This is a genomic window from Gemmatimonadaceae bacterium, from assembly GCA_036273715.1.
Taxonomy (GTDB): Bacteria; Gemmatimonadota; Gemmatimonadetes; order Gemmatimonadales; family Gemmatimonadaceae; genus JADGGM01.
Map to the genome: position 1 here is coordinate 44801 of DASUHB010000048.1, position 22589 is coordinate 67389.

Here is a 22589-nt window from a genome sequence, read left to right on the forward strand (position 1 = left end):
TTGGTGGCATGGATACCGGGGCACCGGTCGCATTTCTCGGGTTGGGCGCCATGGGCAACCCCATGGCACACCGACTCGTCGATGCCGGCTATCTGGTTACGGCGTGGAATCGCACGCCGGGTCGCGCGGACGCGCTGATCAAGCGCGGCGCGCGCGTGGCCGACAGCCCGCGGGACGCATCGGCGGGAGCGCGCGTCATCGTGGTGATGGTGTCGGACCCGGCGGCGGTGTCGGCTGTGTTAGGCGGAAGCCGCGGCGCGTTGGCCGGCGCGCGCGAGGGCAGCACGATCATCAATACGTCCACCGTTGGGCCGGCCGACTCCGTGCGCTTCGCCGAGCAGTGCGGGAAGGCGGGCGCGCGGTACGTCGAGTCGCCGGTCATGGGGAGCATCGGCCAGGCGACATCGGGCACGCTGGTGGCCATCGTGAGCGGGGACGCGGCGGCGGTGGCGGATGTGTCGGGCATCGTGCTGGTGATGGCCAAGCAGATTATCCGCGCCGGCGCGATCGGCCAGGCAAGTGCGCTCAAACTCGTGATGAATCTGCTGGTGGGCGGCACGATCGAGCTGCTCGCCGAAGCGATCGCGGCGGCCGATAAGTCGGGTCTTCCACTCGATCTCTTCCGCGAGACGCTCCTGAGCTCCGTGCTCGCGTCTCCATTCGTGGGCTACAAATCGCCGCTCTTGTTCGAGCGCCGGTACGACGCGCAGTTCAGCACCCGTCTCATGCTCAAGGATCTGGATCTGGTGTTGGCGAGTGCGGCGGAGCAGGGGCTTGCTCTACCGGCGACGGCGGTGATCCGGGAGCAGTTCGCGCGCGCCGTCGAGGCCGGGTTAGGCGAGGAAGACGCGGCCGCGGTGCGCGAAGTTATGGGTGGCGAGGGCGGCCGGCAGCGGACGCGACGCTAGTCCAGTAGAATCGCGGATGAGCCTGCTTCGTAAGCCGCGAACCTGCAAGAGCTTAGATTGCCGGTCGCCCGTTGTCCGCGGCCTCCGCGCGGATTAGATTTCGGGCCATGACCTTCCCGCAATCGTTCTCCTCCGCCGTACCCGCATGACCGCCCCGAACAACCGCGAACGCATCGTTTCCCGGCTCATCGACGAAGAGATCAAAGAGTCGTTCATCAACTATTCGATGAGCGTCATCGTGTCGCGCGCGCTGCCCGATGTGCGCGACGGACTCAAGCCCGTGCACCGGCGGGTGTTGTACGCGATGAACGAGCTGGGGCTCGTGCCGGGGCGGCCGTACAAGAAATCGGCGACGGTGGTCGGCGATGTGTTAGGCAAATACCATCCGCACGGCGACGTGAGCGTCTACGATGCGCTCGTGCGCATGGTGCAGGACTTCTCCCTGCGCTATCCGCTGGTAGACGGCCAGGGGAATTTCGGCTCCGTGGACGGCGACAGCGCGGCCGCCTACCGGTACACCGAAGCGCGCCTCATGCCGCTGGCGACCGACCTTCTGTCGGATATCGACAAGAACACGGTCGAGTTCGCGCCTAACTTCGACGACCGGCTGCAGGAGCCGAAGGTCCTGCCGGCCGGATTCCCCAACTTGTTGGTGAACGGGTCGTCGGGCATCGCGGTCGGCATGGCGACCAACATTCCGCCGCACAACCTGCGGGAAGTCGTGAACGCAGTGGTGCATCTGATCGACAATCCGGACGCGACGCCGGGCGATGTGCGCAAGCTGATCAAGGGCCCGGATTTTCCGACGGGCGGCTACATCTACGGGCGCCAGGGCATCCGGGATTATCAGGACACGGGCCGCGGACGGATCGTGATGCGGGCGCGCGCGGTGATCGAGGAGAAGGAGTCCTCGAACAAGTCGCAAATCGTAGTCACGGAAATTCCGTATCAGGTCAACAAGTCGAAGCTGGTCGAGCAGATCGCGGCGCTGCACAGCGAAAAGAAGGTCGAGGGCTTGTCCGACCTGCGCGACGAGTCGGACCGCGACGGCATGCGCATCGTGATCGAGCTCAAGCGCGATGCGATTCCGCGCGTGGTGCTCAACCAGCTGTACAAGCACTCGCAGATGCAGGCCACCTTCGGCGTCATCAACCTGGCGCTCGTGCCGGATGCGCACACTGGCCAGCTCGTGCCGAAGGTGATGCCGCTCAAGGAGCTGCTCGAGCACTACATCACGCACCGCCACGAGGTCATCGTTAGGCGGACGCAGTACGATCTCGACAAGGCGCTCGAGCGGGAGCACATCCTCGAGGGGCTCAAGATCGCCGTCGACAACATCGACGAGGTGATCAAGCTCATTCGCAAGGCCGAGGACACTCCGCAGGCCAGCGGCCAGCTGCAGCGGCGGTTCAAGCTGTCGGAAAAGCAGGCGGACGCGATCCTCAACATGCGGCTCGCCAAGCTCACCGGGCTGGAGCGCGAGAAGCTCGAGGAAGAGCTGACCGAAGTGCGCGCGCAGATCAAGGAGTTCCGCGGCATTCTGGCGTCGCGCGATCGTCGCATGAAGATCCTCACGGACGAGTTGCAACAGATCGCCGCGAAATTCGGCGACGAACGGCGCACCGAGATCACGAGCGACGAAGGCGAATTCACGATCGAGGACCTGATCGCCGAAGAGGACATGGTGGTCACCGTGTCGCACTCCGGCTACATCAAGCGCACGTCGGTATCGACGTACAAGAAGCAGCGGCGCGGTGGACGCGGGAACAACGGGCAGGCGCTCAAAGACGAAGACTTCATCGAGCATCTCTTCATCGCATCGACGCACGATTACATCCTGTTCTTCACCGACGACGGGCGCTGCTACTGGCTCAAGGTGCACGAGATCCCGCAGGCGGGCCGTGCGGCGAAGGGCAAGGCGGTGGTCAACCTGATCAACGTCTCGGCCGACACCAAGATCTCGGCCATGGTACCCGTGCGAGAGTTCAGCGAATCGCAGTATCTGCTGTTCGCGACACGGCAGGGGACGGTGAAGAAAACGGCGCTGTCGCAGTACGCGAATCCGCGGACCACGGGCATCAAGGCGATCAAGGTCGAGCCCGACGATCAGTTGATCGACGTGCAGGTGACGAGCGGCAACAACGACATCGTGCTCGCCACGCAGCACGGCTTGTCGATCCGGTTCCACGAACAGGATGTGCGCGAGATGGGCCGTGACACGACGGGTGTGAAAGGCGTCGAGTTGCGAGAGGGCGACATCGTGAAGGGGATGGTGGTGATCAAGCGCGAGGCAACGCTGCTCGTCGTCACCGAGAAGGGCATGGGCAAGTGCTCGCCCATCGACGAATACCGCGTGCAGAAGCGCGGCGGCAAAGGGATCATCACGCTCAATCGCACCGACAAGACCGGCGACGTGGTTGCGCTCAAGGAAGTGCTGCCGGACGATGAACTGATGCTGATCACCAAGCACGGTGTGGTGATTCGAATGCCGGTGAAGGGTATTCGCGTGAGCGGCCGCAACACGCAGGGTGTGAAGCTCGTCAACCTCGACGAGGGTGATCGGGTGTGCGACGTGGCGCGTGTGGTGATCGAGGACGACGAGCAGGGCGGCGGCGATGAAGGCGATGAACCGGTGACGCTCGCGCCGGAGGAAGAGCAGTAGCAGCACGCACCGCACAGGCGGCTCGTTCGTGCCTCCGGCGGGACCGGGTCTCTCATAGAGAGTGCGATCATGACGTCGACGGCGCCGTCCACCAGCACGCGTCTCGTTAGTCTCGCCGACATTCGCGCCGCGGCGGGCGTGCTGCGAGGCGTGGCGGTGCGAACGCCGTTGTTGCCGGCCGACGATCTGGCACTGACCATCGGGCTCGGAGCGGGCGAGCTCTTCGTGAAGCCCGAGATGCTCCAGCGGGGCGGCGCGTTCAAGTTCCGCGGCGCGTACACGTTCCTGTCCCGCCTTACGGAAGAGCAGCGCGCGCGGGGCGTGGTCGCGCCCTCCTCAGGGAATCACGCGCAGGCGGTTGCGTTGGCGGCGCGGCTGTTCGGCGTGCCGGCCACGGTGGTGATGCCGACCACCGTCACGGCGGCGAAGCGCGCGGGCGCCCAACGGTTAGGCGCCCGGATCGAGCTGGCCGGCACGACGACGGCGGACCGCATGGCGCGCGCCGCGGAACTCGTGGCGGCGGAGGGGATGACGCTGGTGCCGCCTTACGACAACCACGTCATCATCGCGGGCCAGGGCACCACCGGCCTCGAAATCGCCGAGGATGTGCCTAACGTGGAGACGGTGCTCGTGCCGGTGGGCGGCGGCGGGTTGAGCGCGGGCGTCGCGACGGCGATCAAGGCGCTGGCGCCGCGCGCCCGCGTGATCGGCGTCGAGCCCCGCGGGGCTCCGAAGCTCACGCGGGCCCGCGAGCACGGGGCGCCCGTGCGTCTCGCGAAGACATCCGGCCTCGCGGACGGCCTGCTGGCGGTCGAGATCGGCGCGATTCCATTCGCGCACCATCAGGCGTTCATCGATGACGTGGTGCTCGTCGACGACGCGGCCATGCGCGAAGCGGTGCGCTACCTGCTCGACCGTCTCAAGATCGTGGCGGAGCCGAGCGGTGCGATCACGGTTGCGGCGCTACAGGCGGGACTCGTGGAGGCGCGCGGCGTGACGGTAGCCATCTTGAGCGGGGGCAACATCGAGTGGTCGGGGCTCCGCGAGCTACTGGCGGATGGATAGGCCGCGGATTCTGATCGCCGACGAGGACGACGTCCTCGCGCGCACCATCTCGTGGCTGCTCAAAGAGCAGGGATTCGACGTCACCGTTACGTTAGGCGGTGAGCGCGTCCTCGAGGCCCTCGCGGAGCACGAGCCCGACCTCATGATGTTCGACGTCATGATGCGCGGCGTGGATGGATACGATCTCCTGCACCGCATCAACGCCGATCCGCGGTGGCGCGACATGCCGGTGCTGGTCGTCTCGGCGCTGCCGACCGATGAGGCCACCGCGCGGCTGCTGAGCCTCGGCGCCACGGACTTCGTGAGCAAGCCGTTTCACGTGCGCGAGCTGCTCGCGCGCATCCGCATGCAGCTGCGCGTGCGCCAAGAGCTGCTGCACGCGCGCTCGGCGCTGCGGTCCACCGAAGTCGAGCTGGACCGCGTGCGCGCCGAAGCGGAGAACCGCCGCAAGATCGTCGACATCCTGCACGAGGTGACCGGCGACTTCTCGTCGGAAGAGCTGTACCACATTCTCGTTAGGCGGGTCGCGCGGGCGTTGGACATCTCGCACTGCTCGCTGGTGCTGGCCAGGCCGGGCGACCAGGTGGGCGTCGTGGCGGCGGCGTACGAGGCGCCCGGGCTGGCGCACCTCGAGATCCGCCTCGAGCGGTATCCGGAAATCCGCGCGGCGCTCGAGACCGGCGAGCCGGTGCTCATCGAAGATGTGGATGCGAGCGCGTTGTACAACGACGTACGCCTCGACTGGGCCGCAGCCGGCACGCTCGTGCCGTATCGGTCGGTGGTCGCCTTGCCGTTTCGTCTGGATGGCGAGCAGGCGGGTGTGATCTTTCTGCGCACGTTGTTGGACGAAGCGCCGCTCGCGACATCCGACGTCGAATTCGCCGACACCGTGGTGCGCGCGGCGGTGGCGGCGATCCGCCGCGCGCAGATGATCGAGTCCACCCGCGCCGACAAGGCGCGCTTCGAGGTGTTGGCGCTCACCGACCCGCTCACGCAAACGCACAACCGGCGCGCCCTCATGGAGCGCCTGACGTCGGAGCTCGAGCGCGCGCGCCGGTACGCGTTGCATCTCTCGGTGCTGATGGTGGACCTCGATCACTTCAAGGCGATCAACGATTCGTACGGCCACGTGGTGGGCGACGAGGTGCTGCGCGGTGTGTCACGCGTGCTGCAACGGGAGGCGCGCGCGGTGGACGTCGTGGCGCGGTTCGGCGGCGAGGAATTCGTGGTCGTGCTGCCGGAGACCGGCGAAGAGGGCGCCGTTGCGTTAGCCGAGCGCATTCGCGCGCGCGTCGAAGAAACGCCGCCGGTGACGGGAGGAGAGTACGGCTGGTTGCGCGTGACCGTGAGCATCGGTGTGGCGACGGTTCCATCGCCGCGCGTGAACTCGCCGGAAGAATTGATCGCCGTCGCCGACGAGGCGTTGTATCGCGCCAAGGCGCAAGGGCGCAACCGGGTGTGCTCGTGAGCCAGGGCACGTACTGTCCGACGTGCGGCGCGACCTATCCGGAGGAGGCGCGCTTCTGCACGCGCGACGGAACGCGCCTCGAAAGCGTGTCGATTTCGCCGCCGCCCGCGGCGCCCGCGCCGCCGGCGCAGCCGGCCGAGGCGCCGGGACGGGCGCCGTCGCACGCGCGGGTCTTCGAACCGGTGCATCCGGAGGAAGCGCGGGCGGCGCGCCACAGCAGGCGATCGCGATCGTCCTCGGCGGCGAGCGCGGTGCCGGCGACGGACGTTCGCGAGCCGGCGGCGGAACCGGCGCCGCTCGTTGGGCAGACGTTGGACGGACGGTACCGGATCGAGGAGAAGGTGGGAGAGGGCGGGATGTCCTTCGTGTACCGGGCGACGGACACGAAGACCGGCGACCGGCTGGCGATCAAGATGTTGTCGCCCGCGCTGAGCCGGGACGACAACGCGATGGCGCGCCTCAGGCGCGAAGCCGAGCTGGGCGGCAAGCTGGCGCACCCCAACGTCTGCCACATCATTCGGTTAGGCGGGGCCCCGGGCGGCATGGTGTACGTCGTGATGCCGTTCATGGACGGCGAGCTGCTGTGCGACCGCGCGATCCGCGAAGGGCAGCTTGCGTTAGGCGTCGTGACCCAGTTCGTGTCGGAGATTGCCGCGGGGCTGCACGTGGCCCACGAGCTCGGCATCGTGCACCGGGACCTGAAGCCGGAGAACGTGATGCTGTGCCCGCGGCCCGACGGGACGACGCGGGCGGTCGTGATGGATTTCGGGCTGGCCAAGGAACGACGCGTGGGCGCCGAAGTGCGCAAGCTGACGGCGACGGGGATCGTATTGGGCACGCCGGAGTTCATGAGCCCCGAACAATTGCGCGGCAAGGCCCTCGATGCGAGGAGCGACATCTACTCGCTCGGTCTCATGACGTACGAGCTGCTCACGGGGCAGCTGCCGTTCTCGGGCAAGACGCAGCAGGACATGATGATCGCGCGGCTCAAGGGCGACCCTACCCCGCTGCGGGCGATGCGTCCCGAGCTCGGGTTTTCGGCGGGCGTGGAGAAGGTCCTGCTGCGCAGCCTGGCCCGGGATCCGGGGGACCGGTACGCGACGGCGCCGCTGTTCGCTTCGGCATTCGCGTCGGCTGCTCGGGAGCGCTGACTATCGGGCGAGTGCGCATTGCCGCCGGCTACATGGTCGCGCGGCATGAAAACGGCTGACTGGTTCGACGGAGCTGGGCGCCACGCTGCCTCGGCCGTTGGCGGACGCGGCCATCCGCCTCTAACTTCATTATATGCAGCGTTTTGCAGCCTTCGATCCGCCGGAGTACACGGCGTGGACGCGCGTCGACGAGGACGTCGATGCGTATCGCGAGACCATTGTGCGGGACGCGTCGCGCGCGGCAGTGGTGGCGGCGCTGGATGAAGAGAGCCGGCTCTCGCTCTATCGCGCACTGGTGCGCAACCGGCTGACGGATGTCGCGCTCAAGCGGATGGTGCGGCAGGGCGTGATTTCCAAGGCGTGGTTAGGCACCGGTGAGGAGGCAGCGACCATTGGCCCGGTGCACGCGCTCAGGCGCGGCGCCGATGCCGGGCGCGCCGCGCAACGCGACGTGGCGGCGCCGATGATCCGGAATGGCGGCGCGTGCCTGGAGTTGGGCATGTCGGTCGCCGACACGCTGCGGGCGTACATGGGCACGATGGACGGACCGTCGCACGGGCGCGACGGGCACTACGGTGATCTGTCGAAGGGCGTGCTGGCGCCGATCAGCCACGTGGGCGACATCGTGCCGGTGGTGACGGGCATCGCGCTGTCGTTCCGGCTGCGCGGGCAGGATGCGGTGGCGATGACGTGGATCGGCGACGGCAGCACCAAGGCGGGTGTCGCGCACGAAGGGCTCAACTTCGCGGCGGTGCAGCGCGCGCCGGTGGTGTTCATCATCCAGAACAACCAGGTGGCGTTAGGCACGCGGCTCGACCAGCACCATGCCGCGGCGGGCCGCGGGAACTTCGCCGATTGGCCCAGGGCGTACGGGATGTGGGGCGGCGTGTTCGATGGGAACAACGTGCTCGACGCGTACGCGGCGGCGGCGTTGGCCGTGTCGCGATGCCGGAACGGCGACGGGCCGGCGCTGCTCGTGGCCGAGACGTTCCGGATGGGCGGTCACGCGACCCACGACGAGGCGGAGGCGCGGCACACGTTCCCGCCTTCGCTGTTTTCGTCGTGGGGGAGGCGCGATCCGGTCGCGCTCTACGAGGAGTACTTGTGTGATTCGGGTATCTCGCGCGCCCGTCTCGCCGAGATCGCGGCCGACGCGGCGGCAGAAGTGGAGCGCGGCGAGGCGGACGCATTGGAGAGCCGGGCCCAGCGTATGCCGGCCGGGTCGAGCGCGATCGACGGCGTGTACGCGGCGGGCGGGTCCTAACGGAAGCTCGGTGCGGGAGGGAGCATGCGGTGGTGGCTGTGCATCGTTGGCATCGTGTTGGCGGCGGTCACGGCGTGTTCGACGCAAGAGCGCGGGGCATCGCCGACGTCGCCGGTGGACAGCACGAGCAAGGCGCTCGCGGGCCAGCTGACGGTCCCCGCGGGATTCCAGGTCGGGTACTTCGCACGCGACCTGCCCGGCGTGCGATTCATGGCGCCCGGCGCCGATGGCGCCGTGTACGCGAGCGAGCCGGCCGCCGGGAAAGTGGTGCGCGTGTGGGACGTGAACGGCGATGGGGTCGCGGACAGCGTGGCGACCGCGGTGAGCGACCTCGACCGTCCGCACGGCCTCGCGTTCCACGGCGGATACCTCTACATCGCCAACACCGGCAGCATCGTTCGGGTTCGGTTAGGCGCTGACGGCCGCGCGACAGACGCGCCGGAAATGCTGGCGCGGATTTCGGGTGGCGGCGGGCACTGGACGCGAACGATCGTCTTCGGACCGGACAGCATGATGTACGTCTCGATCGGCTCGACGTGCAATCTCTGCGTCGAGACCGACTCCGAGCGCGCCTCGGTGATGCGCTTCGACGCCGATGGCAAGCACGGACAGCGATTCGCGTTCGGTCTTCGCAACGCGGTGGGAATGGCGGTGAATCCGGTGACCAACGACATCTGGGTGTCGCAGAACGAGCGGGACAATCTGCCGCCGGACCATCAGAACCTGCCGCCGGAGGAGATCAACATCCTGCACTCGGGCGGCGACTACGGATGGCCGTACTGCTACTCGGAGAGCGGCCGGGCGGTGCCCAACCCGGAGTACAACGACGCGGCGCGCTGCGCGCCGACGATTCCTGCCGCGCTCGAGATGCAGGCCCACTCGGCGCCGTTAGGCATGGCGTTTCTCGCCGGAGCGACCGAGTTCCCGGCGGAGTATCGCGGGGATCTGCTCGTGGCGTTCCACGGGTCCTGGGATCGGGACGTGCCGACGGGCGCGAAAGTCGTGCGGGTGCGCGTCGCCAACGGGCTGCCGGCATCGTACGAGGATTTCGTCGCCGGCTGGCAGCGGGCTGACGGCAGCCGTTGGGGTCGGCCGGTGGACGTGATGGTGTACCGGGATGGCTCGGTGCTGGTGAGCGACGACCTGGCGAACGCGATCTATCGCGTGTGGCATTGACGGCGTTACTGGAGCGTCGAGCGTCGCGTCCCTGTACGTGAGACGTTCCCGGATCGGCACGTGCATCGCGGCGGCGGTGTGCCTCTCGTTGGGCGCACGGCGTGCGCCGGCGCAGGAGGCGGCGCTCATCGCGCACGCCGACACGCTCCTCATTGCGGGCCGGGTGTTCTCGGCGGAATCGCTGTACTATCGCGCCGTGCGGATGGACTCGCACGATCCGGCCGCGCGCCTTGCGTTAGGCAAGTACCTGGCGGCGCGCGGCGCGCTGCGTGTCGGCGCGGTGTTGATGGAAGAGGCGCGGTACTTCGGCGGCGACCCGGGCGTGGTCGCGCGCGCGCTCGCGCCGGTGTACGAGGCGCTCGGCGACTATCAGGCGCTCGCGTCGCTGCCCGGATCGCCGTTGCCCTACGCCGAGCGCGCGCGGGCCGAGTGGTTGGGTGATCACCGGCCGTCGGCAGTGGGGCCCGATTCGGCGTGGGTGCCGTACCGCGTGAGCGACAGCCACCTCCTCGGTCAGGTCGTGCTTCGGTTAGGCGCAGATTCGGTGCTCGCGGCGATCGATGCCCGTGTGCACGGCCTCGTGCTCGACCCGTCGTGGATGCAGCGCCGGGAGGTGCGCCGGTTCGCCTCGCGCGGCGCACGAAGCGCCGATGACGTGGCGGGCGTCGCGCTCGCTATCCGGTTGGGTGCGTTTACCCTGACCAACGTGCCGGTCCACTTCGAGCTGCAGCACGCCCGCGATGGCGCCCTGATCGGTCTGGATGTGCTCGCATCGCTGGCGCCGACGTTCGATCCGGTGGCAGGACGGATGCTCCTGCGCCGCTCCGGCGACATCGCCCCAAATGCGGGCGGGTTTCGCATCCCGACGCTGGTGACGGAGCGGGGCACGTTCGTGGTGAAGACCGAAACGGTGTTTCCGATCGGCCACCCCGACGTCCAACGATACCTGCGCTTGGCCCGGTGGACGTTGGACGCAAAGAACGGTGCGGTGATCGTCTCGGGACGCTAGGCGGTCTGGCGGAGCCAGCAGCGCGCATGCAACTTGCTGGGCACCAGCCCCAGCAATTGTACTGAGCGCATCGTGGACGAGCGCATCTCGACGGTCCTCCTCTGCCATGCGGAGGAGCCGCTGCATACGGTCGGCATCGCGCGGTGGCTGCACGCCACCAGCGATCTGCGCGGCATCGTCCGCGTCCACGATTCCCGGCGGACGTTCTGGCGTCGCGTCAAGCGCGAGTGGCGTCGCGGCGGCGCGATGGCGATGCTCGACATCGTCGCCTTCCGCGTTTATTACCGGCTCGAGCGGGCGTCGCACGATGCGGCCTGGGAGCGCGCGACGCTGGATGCGTTGACGCGCGAATGGCCCGCGGTGCCCGCCGACATCCCCGTCCTCGACACCTCGCGGCCTAACGGAACAGAGTGCGAGGCGTTCATCCGGCGCTGCGCGCCGGACGCCGTGGTCGCACTGTGCAAGCACATCCTGCAGCCGCGCATCTTCGAGATTCCGCACGCCGGCACGCTCATCTTCCATGACGGGATCGCGCCCGAGTACCGCAACGCCCATGGCTGCTTCTGGGCGATGGCGACGGGCGATTTCGACCGCGTCGGCCTCACGGTATTGCGCGCCGATCGCGGCGTCGACACCGGTCCGATCTTCGGCTATTTCCGCTGCGCGTTCGACGCCGCCCGCGAGTCGTACGTCGAAATCTCGAGCCGCGTGCTGCTGGACAACCTCGCGGAGATCACGGATCTGCTCCGGCGTATCGTCACGGGCGACGCGACGCCGATCCCGACCAACGGAAAAACGTCGGCTGTCTGGGGACAGCCGCGGCTCACGGCCTACCTGAAACTCAAGCGACGCTTGAAACAGCGGAGGGCGTAATGCGCGCCATCGGACTGGAGTATCACGACGTCGTTGCGGACGGGGACTTCGACGCGAGTGGTTTCCCCGGCGCGGCGGCCGCGAGCTACAAGCTGACGGTGCAACGTTTCGAGGCGCATCTGCGGGCGATCGCCTCGCGCCGCGTCCATGTGGCGCGGGCGGACGCGTTGTCGCTGGTGCCCGCGGGGACGACGCCCGTGTTCCTGACGTTCGACGACGGCGGCGCCAGTGCGCTCTCGACGACGGGCCTGTGCCTGGCGCATTTCGGTTGGGTGGGCCATTTCCTGATCACCACATCGCGGATCGGTACGCGTGGATTTCTGGACGCGTCGCAAGTCCGCGCCGTGCACGAGGCGGGTCACGTGATCGGCAGCCACTCGTGCACGCATCCGCTCCGCTTTTCTGCGTTAGACGGGCGATCCATGCTCCGTGAATGGGCGGACAGCCGCGAAGCGCTGGAGCAGATCCTCGGCGCCGCGGTGACGGTTGCGTCGGTTCCCGGCGGCTATTTTCGCCGAATCGCTGCCATGACGGCGGCCGAGGCAGGTCTGCGCACGCTGTTCACATCGGAACCGGTGTCGAGCGTGCGTACGGTTGCGGGGTGTCTGGTGCTGGGGCGTTGCTCGATACGCCGGGCGACGCTGCCCGAGGAGGCCGCCGATCTTGCATCGGTGCGTCTCGCGCCGCGCGCACGCCAGTGGGTGGTGTGGAACGGCAAGAAAGCGGTGAAGGCTGCCGGTGGGCGGGCGTATCTCTCGGCGCGCGAGTGGTTGTTCGAGCGCGGTGCACCAGGACAGCCGATGGGGATGGTCGTCGCTCCGGCGCCGAAGCGGCGGCGGCCAGTGTCCTAACGGCGGCGTTTTCGTGGCGATGGAGGCGGTCAGCGTTGGGCGACGCCGTACTTGACGAGGATGGCGCGCACGCTGTCCAGCGGGATCGCGTCCACTGTGTGGCCGTTGCTCGTGACCGTGGTGGCCATGAACATGGAATCGTAGATCGCTTCCTCGGTTGCCTCGATCACCGCTTCGAAGAGCGGCGACATGTCGTCGTTGGAGAGGTCTTCCGTTGGGCGCGGCGCCGGGGGTTGGGGCGCGGCACCGGCCTCGGGCAGCTTGACGTGCCGGCGCACGTGCTCGGCGGTCGAGAACGCGATCACGTAGTCGCCGGAGCCGTTCGCTTCGTCGGAACCCGTGCGCGCGAGTCCCGACATGGCGCGCGCGGCGAGTCGTGTGAGGTTGCGATCCGACAGCGGTGCATCGGTGGCGACGACGATCATGATGGAGCCATCGCCGCGCTCGGCGGCCACGTCGTGTTTGAACGAGTAACTGCCTAACTCTCGCCCAACGGGAGCGCCGAGTACCTGGAGCACGCCGCCGAAGTTGCTCTGCACGAGCACGCCGACGGTGTAGCCGCCGAGCGAGCGCGGAAGAACGCGCGAGGCCGTTCCGATGCCGCCCTTCCAGCCGAAGGCGCGCGTGCCGGCGCCGGCGCCGACGCTGCCCTCGGTGACCGGACCGCTCGAGGCTGAGGCGAGCGCGCGGTGCACGTCGTCGGGCGTGATCGGGCGTGAGCGAATGGCATTGAGCCACCCGTCGTTGGTCTCACCGACCACGGGGTTGATGGACACGACACGGTGCATGCCTGGTTGGGCAAGCATCTCGGCGACGAGTGCGTCCGCGGCGCGCCAGACGCAGAGCGTACACGTGAGGAGAATCGGCGTCTCGAGCTCGCCTAACTCGTTGACCTGGGTGGCGCCGACGAGCTTGCCGAACGCGTTGCCCACGTAGACGGCGGCGGGCACGCGGTCGAAGAACATGTTGCCGGCGTGCGGCAGGATCGCCGTGATACCGGTGTGCACCGAGTCGCCCTGCACGATGGTGACCTGTCCAACGAGCACGCCGCCCACGTCGGTGATCCCGTCGAGCGGGCCGGGTTGAAAGATCCCGGGTTTGACGCCCAACGCGCGCGCCCGCACTCGCGGCGCCTGTGCATGCGGCGCGCGGGCGAGCGCGAGGGTGGCGAGCAGTGCAACGCGGAAGCACCGCCCTGTGCCGTGCGCTAGGACTCGAGCGATCGAGCGCATGTTTGCGACGAAGGTCTTGGGAGGCGGGGAAGCGCGCGCTCATCTCTTCGCGAAGGATCAAAGAATAACGAACGTGAACCCGAGGGATAAGGGTCTTCCCGGCCAGAGGCCGACCGCCGGCAGCGGAGAACGCCTGAGACTCGGTGGGCGCGCGTTGCAAGAGCGTGAGCACGGCGCTATTACTCTCCCGCCACCGATCCCGTCTCCTTTCCTCCATTCGATGACGATGACCACAACGCGTTGTGCTGTCGTGTTGGCCGCGGCACTGCTGAGCGCATCTGCCGCGGCAGCACAGAAACCGCGACGGCAGTCGCGCCCAACTCCAGCCGACACGGCTGCGTCCGGGCCGTTCGATGAATTTCTGCACGGATTCAGTCTGCGATCGATCGGTCCGGCCGCGTACAGCGGACGCGTGACGGCGTTCGCGGTGCCGACCCCGTATCACAACACGATGTACGTTGGCGCTGCCGGCGGCGGCGTGTGGAAGACGAGCAACGACGGCATCACGTGGCGCGACATCGGCGACTCGCTGGGCGTCACGACCATCGGCGACATCGAGGTTGCGCCATCGGACACGAACGTGGTGTGGGTGGGCACCGGCGAAAAGAACAGCCTGCGTTCGCAGTCGTGGGGCAACGGCGTGCACAAGTCCACGGACGGTGGACGCACGTGGCACCACATGGGCCTCGCCGACACGAAGGCGATCGGGAAGATCGTGATCGATCCGCGCGATCCCAACACCGTCTACGTGGCGGCGCTCGGCCACCTGTGGGGGCCTAACGCAGAACGCGGCGTGTTCAAGACCACCGATGGCGGGACGACGTGGAGCAAAGTCTTGTTCGTCGATGACAGCACGGGGTTCGTGGACCTGGTGATGGCGCCGGGCAATCCCGACGTGCTGTACGCCGCGGCGTGGCATCGCGTGCGCTGGGGCGGGTCGCACATGCAGGGCGTCGGCGCGGGGAGCGGCGTCTATCGCACGGCGGACGGCGGTCGCACCTGGCAGCGCCTAACGGACCCGGCGCGGCACGACGGGCTGCCCAGCGGCCACATGGGCCGCATCGGCCTGGCGGTGACGGCTGCCGACCCGCATACGGTGTACGCGATGATCCAGGTGGACGAAGGCGTGACCGATGCCGAGCAGGGACGCTACGGCGGCGTGTTCCGGTCGAGCGATGATGGCGCGACGTGGACGCAGGTGAACGACCTGCAAGCGGTACCGCACTACTACTACGATGCGATCGTCGCCGATCCGACGAACGCCGATCATGTGTACGTGTTGTTCTCTCCGATGCTCGAGTCGAAGGATGGCGGCAAGACGTTCGGGCGCGATTCGCTGCACCTCGTGCACGTGGACAACCACGCGCTGTGGATCGATCCGGCCGACGCCCATCACATGCTGCTCGGCAACGACGGCGGCGTGTATCTGACGCGCGATGGCGGCAAGGCGTGGGCGCACATGGAGCTGCCCATCGGTCAGTTCTATACCGTGATCGTCGACAGCTCGGTGACGCCGTACCGGATCTGCGGCGGTCTGCAGGACAACGGCGTGTGGTGCGGGCCGAGCGCGACGCGCGATACGTTAGGCGTGACGGATGCGGATTGGTATCCGGTGGAGGGCGGCGATGGGATGTGGGTCCAGATTCCGTGGAACGACCCGTACACCGTGTACGCCGAATACCAGTTCGGCAGCATGTCGCGGCTCGACCTGCGGACATCCAAGCGGGACGATATCAAACCGCTGGCGTTGGATTCGGGCGAGGGAAGCGGCTACGAGTTCACCTGGGGATGGACCGCGCCAATGCTGTTGTCGCAGCACGATCCCGCAACGTTGTACGTCGGGTCGAACCATCTCATTCGCCTCACCGACCGTGGGGACAACTGGAAGGTGCTCGGGCCGGACATGACGCGCGCGACGCGCGAGCACCCGGCGCCCGAAGAAGGGAACACATCATATCATGCGCTGTTTTCGATTGCCGAGAGTCCGCGGAGCGCGGCCATTCTGTGGACGGGCAGCGACGACGGCCTGGTGTGGGTGTCGCGCGATACGGGCGCGACGTGGGCGAACGTGACGGCGAATTTTCCCAAAGGCGCGCCCACGGAGTGCTTCGTGTCGACGATCGTCGCGTCGCGGTTTGCCGAGGGGACGGCGTACCTCACGTACGATTGCCACAGCCGCGACGACTATCGTCCGCACGCGTACGCGACCACCGACTTCGGCAGGACGTGGACGGCGATGTCGTCGACCGGTCTGCCGGCCGACGGCGGGAGCTACACGATTCTCGAAGATGTCGTGAATCCTCGGCTGCTCTGGTTAGGCACGGAAGTCGGCGCCTACGTGAGCGTGGACAAGGGCGCGCACTGGGAGCGCTTCGGCAAGAATCTGCCGCCGGTGCCGGTGGAGAAAATGGCGGAATCGTTCCGGCAGAAGGAGCTCGTGGTGAGTACGCACGGGCGCGGGATGTGGGTGGCGGAGATCGGCCCGCTCCAGGAAATGACCGATTCGCTGCTCGCCGAGCCGGCGCACCTGTTCGCGATCGCGCCGGCGCTGCAGTACCGCTACGCCGACACGTATCCGAGTTTCGGCAGCCGGCCGTACGTCGCGCCTAACCCGCCGCGCGGCGCCCGCATCTTTTATTGGCTGAAAGATGCGCAGCCGGGGCCGGTGACCATTTCGATCACGTCGGCCGCGGGGGATACGGTGAAATCGATCAAGGCGCCCGGGTACGCGGGACTGCAGTCGATCACGTGGGATCTCTCGCGAGACAAGCCGCGACCGCGGGAGAAAGGCGGACCGACCTCGCCGGCCGAGCTGAAGCGTGTCGAAACCGGTCCGTACGTCGTGCGTCTGAACGTGGGGAAACTCAAGATGCAGCAGACGGTGCAGGTGCAGGCATGGCCGGCCGACACGGTCGGGTGGGTGAGATGAACGGTGATCGATTCCTGCTCCAGCGAGGCGCGCTTCGTGTCATGGTGTCGGAAAGCTGTGATCCTGGCTGCGGGTCGCGGCACGCGGTTAGGCACGCTCGCCGAGGAGATGCCGAAATGCCTGCTGCCCGTCGGGGGCAAGGCGCCACTGGACCATCACCTGGACTCGCTGGCGGCGGCCGGAATCCAGGATGTGACGGTGGTGGTGGGATTCGAGGGCGATCGAGTCGCGGCGCATGCAGCCGGCCGGTGCCGGATCGTGGTGAACGACCGCTACGAGACGACGAACAGCATCGTGTCGCTGCACCTGGCCGGCGCGCATCTGCGCGGCCATGCGTTCGTCATGCAGAATGCGGATGTGTTGTACCAATCCCGAGCTCATCCGCCGGCTGCTCGATGCCCAGCGGCCTAACGCATGTCTGATCGACGCCGACCGCGCCCACGTCGAGCACGAATACCACGTCGCGCTCGACGGTGGTTGGGTGGCCGAGTACAGCCGCGAGGTGAGCGCCGGGCGGTCGGCGGGTGAGAGCGCACAGCTGATCAAGGTCGGCGCGGCCGACAGCGCTGCGTTCTTCGATCGGTTAGGCGCAGTGATCGACGCGGGCGGACAGCACGGGTTTCCGCTCCAGGCGTACGATGCGTTGATCGCCGGCGACGGCTTGTGGCCGGTCTACACCGCCGGCCTGCCCTGGTGGGAGATCGACACGCTCGAGGATTATCTGCGGTGCCAGGCGGCGCACGACGGTTCCAACGGCGCGGCGCCGCCGGCGTCACTCGCGTCGTTCGGCATGCTGCGGTCCTTCATCGCGCAGCCGCGGATACCGCACCGCTACGCGTGGGTGCCCAAAGCCGCGCGCATTGGCTGGCGGCATCCGATCAGGACGGTGCAGAGGAGCGCGGCGTTGCACCGCCGCCGCCTAACGACAGACGCGCTCGACTTGCAAGTGAACGGCGACCGCATTCTATCGATCGCGCTGCGGGAAGCGGAGCGGGCGGGACTCGCGCCGATGCTGCTCTGGGGATCGCTCCTCGGATGCATCCGCGACGGCGGCTTCATCCCCGGCGATCGCGACATCGACTTGGGCATCATGCAGCGTGAGGCGGCGCACCTGCCGGCGTGGCGCGATGCGATGATGCGGCGCGGCTTCGCGCGACGGATCGAAAACGAGTACAAGTTGTCGCTGGTGCATCCGAGCCATCCTCGTCTTTTCGTCGACATCGACATCGTGCGTCAGACGCCGGATGGGTGGGCGATCACCAACGCCGACGCGGATCCGCAGCGCGTGTTCCACTACGTGTTCGCTCCGGATGTGTTCGGCGACGCGCGACCCGTGGTGTTCAATCGGCGGCACACCGTTCGGCTGCCGCCCAATCCCGAGGGATTCCTGAGCGCCGTGTACGGTGATTGGCACACCCAGCGCGCGAAGCTGCACGTGCTGTACGGCCCGCTCAACGTCGCGGTGGAGCTGCGCGGTTGATCCGGTACGGCTGAGCCAGCTTTGGCTGTCCGATACGTGTCTTGAGTTGGTCCGCGACTGGTAAACGTTCACCCCGCAGCCCTCGCCGGACCGGCCGGGACGCGATACACTGGGGATCGGTCCAACGACAGCCATCTCCAGGAGACTCCATGAAGACACGGTGGGTTGCACTCGTCGCGCTCGCGTTGCCGTCGAGCGTGTTCGCCCAACAGGCGGCCAACACGGCAAACCCGGTTACGTCGGCGTTCACGAGGCGCATCGGGTTCGAGAGCCGGAACATCGAGCAGGCATTCGATTCGATTCCGGAGTCGAAGTTCAGCTACAAGCCGACGCCGGCGCAGTTGTCGTTCGGTTACATCGCGCAGCACGTGGCGGACGACAATTACGCGTTCTGCGACCAATTCGGGGACATGAAGTCGAATGTGTCGGACAAGGAGAAGAACACGCCGGACTCGGTAAAGGCGACGTGGCCGAAGGATACGCTGGTCGCGCAGCTCAAGGCGTCGTTCGACTTCTGCGAGAAGGCGATGGCGCAGCTGCAGGACTCGAAGTTGGGCGACGAGGTCTCGCTGACGTACGAGGGCAAGACGTACAAGCAGAGCCGCGTGGCCATGGTGCTCGGGCATGCGTTGGACCTGGCGGACCATTACAGCCAGCTGGCGAACTACATGCGGCTGAACGGCTGGTTGCCGCCGACGGCGCTGCCGCGGAAGCGCGGTACTGCCTAACGCCAGGATTGCAGGCGTGGCGGGGGGCGCGCGCGCGGCCGCGCGCCTCACTCCGCGCGCATCACGTCCGACGGATCGATTCGCATGGCGCGGCACGCGGGTACGAGCGTCGCCACGAGCGCCGACAGCAGCAGCACGAGCGGCGCGAGCGCGAAGCTCGCGACGTCGTGGCCGCTCACCTCGTACAGTAACGCGCCGAGCACGCGTGACAGCGTCCATGCGCCGGCCAGCCCGATAACGCCGTACGAGACCACCGCTGGCGGGAACGCCTCGTGCGCGGGCGCCGTTCGTGAGTTGCCACACCGGCTAAATTGACGTCGAACCTTTGATCACCCGGGAGAGGTCGCCATGTCGATGCCGCGCCGTCTGACCACCGCCGTTCTCGCCACCGGAATTGGGGCAATGACACTTGCCGCGTCCGCGAGCGCACAACGCTTTTCCGTTAGCAGCCCCGATGTGCACGCGGGGCAGAAGATCGCGGCGACGCACGTGTTCGCGGGCATGGGCTGTACGGGCAGCAACGTTTCTCCGGCGATCGAATGGCATGGCGCGCCGGCGAAGACGAAGAGTTTTGCGGTCACCGTGTACGATCCGGATGCGCCGACGGGGAGTGGATGGTGGCACTGGGTGGTGTACAACATTCCCGCCAATGTCACGAAGCTTCCGGCAGGCGCCGGCGATGAATCGAAGCACCTGCTGCCCGCGGGCGCGGTGCAGGGCAAGACGGACTTCGGCACGGCCGGGTACGGTGGCCCGTGTCCGCCGGCCGGCGACAAGCCGCACCACTATCACTTCACGGTGTACGCGCTCGATACGGACAAGCTCGACATTCCGTCGAGCGCGTCGGCGGCATACGTGGGGTTCAACCTGCACGGCCACACGCTGGCAAAGGCGGAGTTGGTCGCGCTCTACGGCCGATAGGCGCCGGCGGCCGAGCTCGCTTCGCCTAACGGTCAGACCGAATCGACCACGGCAGCGAAGCGGTCGAGCGCCTCCGGGAACGAGCGTCGTCCGAAGCCGACGCGGACGGCGCGACTCGCCTCGTCGAACACGGTGCCGGGCAGCAGGAGCACGCCGGCGCGTTCGAGCACCATGTCGCAGTATCCTTCGACGTCGGTCACGCGCGCCGGCTCCACGAAGGCGACCGGACCGGCGCGCGGCGGCACCCATGAAAACTGCGTGAGACGCGCATTCAGGAAAGAGCGGAGCAGCTCCAGATTGCCCCGGATGATTTCCACGTTTCGGCTCAGCACCTCGGCGCGATGCTCGAGCGCGATGGTGGCGAGGTATTCGCTTGGCGCGCTACTGCAGATTGTCGTGTAGTCCTTGACCTGACAGACGCGTCGTGCGAGGTCGGGCGAGTGCGTGGCCAACCAGCCGATGCGGAGGCCGGCCAGACCGTACGCCTTGGACATGACGCCTAACGACACGCCGTGCTCGTACGCATCGACGACGGCCGGCAGCCGGTCGCCATCATTGTACTCGAGGCCGCGGTACACCTCGTCGGAGAAGAGCACGATCCCGTGCTCGCGTGCGATGGAGACGATTGCATCGAGCGTCGCAGCCGGCGGCAGCCAGCCCGTCGGGCTGTGCGGAACGTTGATGACGATGGCGCGCGTGCGCGGGCGAATCGCGCGGCGGAGGTCATCGGGGTCGAGCGCCCAGCCCTGCGCCGCCGAGGTCACCCACGGCGTGATGTCACAGCCTAACGAACGGGGAAGCTCGGCGAGGGATTGGTAGGCGGGATGGTGGACAATGACGTGGTCCCCGCGCTCGAGCACCGCGTTCATGAACGTGAATACAGCTTCTTCCGCCCCGGCGTGGACGATGACCTCTTCGGGCTGCACCTGTCCGTAGAGCGCTGCGATTTGCGCGCGAAGGTCTGGATGTCCGGTGGTAGGCGTGTAGCCGAGCGAAAGAGCGAGGAGGCGGTCGGCTGCGGTCGGTTCGAGGGCCGTGAGCTCGGCGACTGTCCACGTTTCGCAATCGGACGCGGACATCATGTAAGGCGCGGCGAATTCGCGCGTGTCGTAGTAGCGCTCGAGGCGAAACGGTCGGAGGTGCATTGGGCGAAACGATGGCGTGGTGGTGAGGCGGAGCGATTCAGCCCCGAAGCGCCTTCATGAATTGCCGTGCGCGCTCGCGCGCGGGGCCGGGCGATTTCGGTCCGGGCTGGCCGTGTACCTGCTCGACGTCGAGCGCCACGAACGTGGGCCCGGGCATCGAGATGATTCGCCTAACGGCGCTCTGCCATTCGTGGATCGATCCATACGCGTGGACCGACTCGAACCCGGCCGCACGTGCGAGCGCCGGATAGTCGACCACGCCGGCGCCCGGAACCGGTTGTGAGCCCGTCACCTCGTACGTCCCGTTCACGAACACGATGAGGACGAGATTTGCCGGACGCGCGTTCGCGATCGACACGAGGGCGCCGAGGTTCATCAGCATGGAGCCATCGCCATTGCAGACGATGACGCGGCGGTTCGGTTGGGCGAGGGCGAGGCCCAAGCCCAACGGAGGCGCGCTGCCCATGGCGGACGGCACGAGTACCAGGTCCAGGGGCTGCTGCGGCAGCAGCATCCAGTCGCGGGCGGGCGTCATCGTCGTAATCACGATGTTGCGGGGATCGCGCACTGCGTGCAGGGCGGCGAGCGCGTCCTTCGCCGGCATGCGTGTGCGCGGCGCCGTGGGTGTCGTGGCCGGCGCCGTCATGCTTTGCCTTCGGCGAGGAGGATGGCGCCGGGTTTACCGGCGTCGCGGCAGGCGATGAAGTGTGCGCCGATGTCGTCGAATTGCGACAACATGGTGATTAACCGGTAGTCGATCTTCCACGCATCGAGGGTCGGTTCGGTGAATACGAGGCACGTGTCGCCGGGCAGCGTGTCCTGATTGAGATAGCTGCGGTAGCCGATGATGGCGAACAGCGGCAATCCGAAATCATGGAGTGCGTTGCGGATTGCGTCGCCGGATTCGAGCAGGCCGGTGCACTGGATGAGCACGAGTGGGGCGGCGCCGCCTAACTGGAGGCCGGCGGCGACCTGCCATGCTTCTCCTTCGCGGCAGACGCGAACGAGGCTGGGTGTGCCGCGCTCTTTGATGGCGGCTTGCCACCGGCCGATGGTACTGTCCGGCACAGTGACGACGTGGGTGACGCCGAGCTGCTCGAGCAGAGTGCAGATTTTTTCGCCTGAGAACATCGCCACAACGGTGGGTGGGTGTTTGCGAGGATCGTGAGACTACTGATAGGATAGTCGTGGACCACTTCCCGCAGCGAGCTCGGCAACGGGCAGAGGCAATTCATGGCCGTGGGCACGCATCAGTGTCGCCGGCTCTTTCCACTGGTTGCGCGAGAAGCCCGGGCCGAGCATCGTGACGAGCGGCTGTTCGCGGTGCGACGAACCTGGAACACCAATCAACCCATCCGGCCGATCATAACGAGTCGCCAGCGACGGCCAGCGCCGCGTAAGTCCAGCTCATGACGCTCCAAACCAGGGCTACGGACACGACGTAAGGCATGACGTCACTGGCTCGCCCCGCGCGCACGCAGATGACCGAAAGGAGGAGCTCGGTCACGCCCAGACCGAGCAGGACGCGGGGCCGCCACCCGAAGCTGCCGGCGCCGGCCCACGCTTCGCCTAACAGGCAAAGGAGGACGGGCGGGACGAGTAACGCGACAGCGAGCAGGTGCGGCCACACCGCTGCCTGAGCCTTGCAGCGCCGGATCTCACCCAACACGAGGAGCCCAACGATCAGCGGAATGGCGATGAGTCCGCCAGATTCCCTAAACAGCATT

21 protein-coding genes are annotated in these 22589 nt (G+C 67.3%); 15 read left to right on the plus strand and 6 right to left on the minus strand.

Annotated elements, in window-relative coordinates:
- The first annotated feature begins 8 nt into the window (after positions 1 to 8).
- From VFW04_10625 to VFW04_10670, 10 genes are all read left to right on the plus strand, one after another.
- Positions 9 to 908: an NAD(P)-dependent oxidoreductase gene (locus VFW04_10625; GenBank protein ID HEX5179776.1), complete on the plus strand. Its 900-nt coding sequence runs from the start codon at positions 9 to 11 to the stop codon at positions 906 to 908.
- A 145-nt stretch (positions 909 to 1053) separates the two neighbouring features.
- Positions 1054 to 3570 carry a DNA gyrase subunit A gene (gene gyrA, locus VFW04_10630; protein HEX5179777.1) on the plus strand — a complete coding sequence of 839 codons (2517 nt, stop codon included), beginning with the start codon at positions 1054 to 1056 and terminating at the stop codon, positions 3568 to 3570.
- 69 nt (positions 3571 to 3639) lie between these two features.
- On the plus strand, positions 3640 to 4635 hold the full coding sequence (locus VFW04_10635) for a threonine/serine dehydratase (protein HEX5179778.1): 996 nt from the start codon (positions 3640 to 3642) through the stop codon (positions 4633 to 4635).
- Positions 4628 to 6103 (plus strand): diguanylate cyclase, encoded by a 1476-nt coding sequence (locus tag VFW04_10640; GenBank protein ID HEX5179779.1) that lies wholly within the window; start codon positions 4628 to 4630, stop codon positions 6101 to 6103. The genes VFW04_10635 and VFW04_10640 overlap by 8 nt, the downstream gene beginning before the upstream one ends.
- Positions 6100 to 7254 (plus strand): serine/threonine-protein kinase, encoded by a 1155-nt coding sequence (locus tag VFW04_10645; GenBank protein ID HEX5179780.1) that lies wholly within the window; start codon positions 6100 to 6102, stop codon positions 7252 to 7254. The genes VFW04_10640 and VFW04_10645 overlap by 4 nt, the downstream gene beginning before the upstream one ends.
- 133 nt (positions 7255 to 7387) lie before the next feature.
- Positions 7388 to 8518, plus strand: a complete 1131-nt coding sequence (locus tag VFW04_10650; protein HEX5179781.1) for a thiamine pyrophosphate-dependent enzyme — start codon at positions 7388 to 7390, stop codon at positions 8516 to 8518.
- 24 nt (positions 8519 to 8542) lie between these two features.
- Complete coding sequence (locus VFW04_10655) at positions 8543 to 9694, plus strand: PQQ-dependent sugar dehydrogenase (protein HEX5179782.1); 1152 nt, start codon at positions 8543 to 8545, stop codon at positions 9692 to 9694.
- Positions 9695 to 9731: 37 nt separating this feature from the next.
- Positions 9732 to 10703 carry a hypothetical protein gene (locus VFW04_10660; protein HEX5179783.1) on the plus strand — a complete coding sequence of 324 codons (972 nt, stop codon included), beginning with the start codon at positions 9732 to 9734 and terminating at the stop codon, positions 10701 to 10703.
- 72 nt (positions 10704 to 10775) lie between these two features.
- Positions 10776 to 11576 carry a formyltransferase family protein gene (locus tag VFW04_10665; protein HEX5179784.1) on the plus strand — a complete coding sequence of 267 codons (801 nt, stop codon included), beginning with the start codon at positions 10776 to 10778 and terminating at the stop codon, positions 11574 to 11576.
- Entirely contained in the window at positions 11576 to 12427 is an 852-nt protein-coding gene (locus VFW04_10670; protein HEX5179785.1) for a polysaccharide deacetylase family protein, read from the plus strand. The genes VFW04_10665 and VFW04_10670 overlap by 1 nt, the downstream gene beginning before the upstream one ends.
- Before the next feature lie 29 nt (positions 12428 to 12456).
- Here VFW04_10670 and VFW04_10675 read toward each other — a convergent pair whose 3' ends face one another.
- Positions 12457 to 13551: a P1 family peptidase gene (locus VFW04_10675; protein ID HEX5179786.1), complete on the minus strand. Its 1095-nt coding sequence runs from the start codon at positions 13549 to 13551 to the stop codon at positions 12457 to 12459.
- Between the two features lie 334 nt (positions 13552 to 13885).
- Here VFW04_10675 and VFW04_10680 point away from each other — a divergent pair, with 334 nt between their 5' ends.
- From VFW04_10680 to VFW04_10695, 4 genes are all read left to right on the plus strand, one after another.
- Positions 13886 to 16588 carry a hypothetical protein gene (locus tag VFW04_10680; protein ID HEX5179787.1) on the plus strand — a complete coding sequence of 901 codons (2703 nt, stop codon included), beginning with the start codon at positions 13886 to 13888 and terminating at the stop codon, positions 16586 to 16588.
- A gap of 36 nt (positions 16589 to 16624) precedes the next feature.
- Positions 16625 to 16999, plus strand: coding sequence for an NTP transferase domain-containing protein (locus tag VFW04_10685; protein ID HEX5179788.1), 375 nt, complete (start codon positions 16625 to 16627; stop codon positions 16997 to 16999).
- A complete protein-coding gene (locus tag VFW04_10690; GenBank protein HEX5179789.1) occupies positions 16944 to 18068 on the plus strand; it encodes a LicD family protein in 1125 nt (374 codons plus the stop codon). The genes VFW04_10685 and VFW04_10690 overlap by 56 nt, the downstream gene beginning before the upstream one ends.
- A 149-nt stretch (positions 18069 to 18217) precedes the next feature.
- Positions 18218 to 18796 (plus strand): DinB family protein, encoded by a 579-nt coding sequence (locus VFW04_10695; protein ID HEX5179790.1) that lies wholly within the window; start codon positions 18218 to 18220, stop codon positions 18794 to 18796.
- 47 nt (positions 18797 to 18843) lie between these two features.
- Here VFW04_10695 and VFW04_10700 read toward each other — a convergent pair whose 3' ends face one another.
- Entirely contained in the window at positions 18844 to 19050 is a 207-nt protein-coding gene (locus tag VFW04_10700) for a hypothetical protein (GenBank protein HEX5179791.1), read from the minus strand.
- Between the two features lie 94 nt (positions 19051 to 19144).
- Between VFW04_10700 and VFW04_10705 the strand changes: the two genes are divergently transcribed.
- A complete protein-coding gene (locus VFW04_10705; GenBank protein HEX5179792.1) occupies positions 19145 to 19717 on the plus strand; it encodes a YbhB/YbcL family Raf kinase inhibitor-like protein in 573 nt (190 codons plus the stop codon).
- Positions 19718 to 19749: 32 nt separating this feature from the next.
- Here the strand turns inward: VFW04_10705 and VFW04_10710 are convergent, their stop codons facing one another.
- The 4 genes from VFW04_10710 to VFW04_10725 form a co-directional block, all read right to left on the minus strand.
- Entirely contained in the window at positions 19750 to 20862 is a 1113-nt protein-coding gene (locus VFW04_10710) for an aminotransferase class I/II-fold pyridoxal phosphate-dependent enzyme (GenBank protein ID HEX5179793.1), read from the minus strand.
- A gap of 37 nt (positions 20863 to 20899) precedes the next feature.
- Positions 20900 to 21508, minus strand: coding sequence for a thiamine pyrophosphate-dependent enzyme (locus VFW04_10715; GenBank protein HEX5179794.1), 609 nt, complete (start codon positions 21506 to 21508; stop codon positions 20900 to 20902).
- Entirely contained in the window at positions 21505 to 21993 is a 489-nt protein-coding gene (locus tag VFW04_10720) for a thiamine pyrophosphate-binding protein (protein ID HEX5179795.1), read from the minus strand. The genes VFW04_10715 and VFW04_10720 overlap by 4 nt, the downstream gene beginning before the upstream one ends.
- A 232-nt stretch (positions 21994 to 22225) precedes the next feature.
- Positions 22226 to 22588, minus strand: coding sequence for a hypothetical protein (locus tag VFW04_10725; protein HEX5179796.1), 363 nt, complete (start codon positions 22586 to 22588; stop codon positions 22226 to 22228).
- Position 22589: the final 1 nt, after the last annotated feature.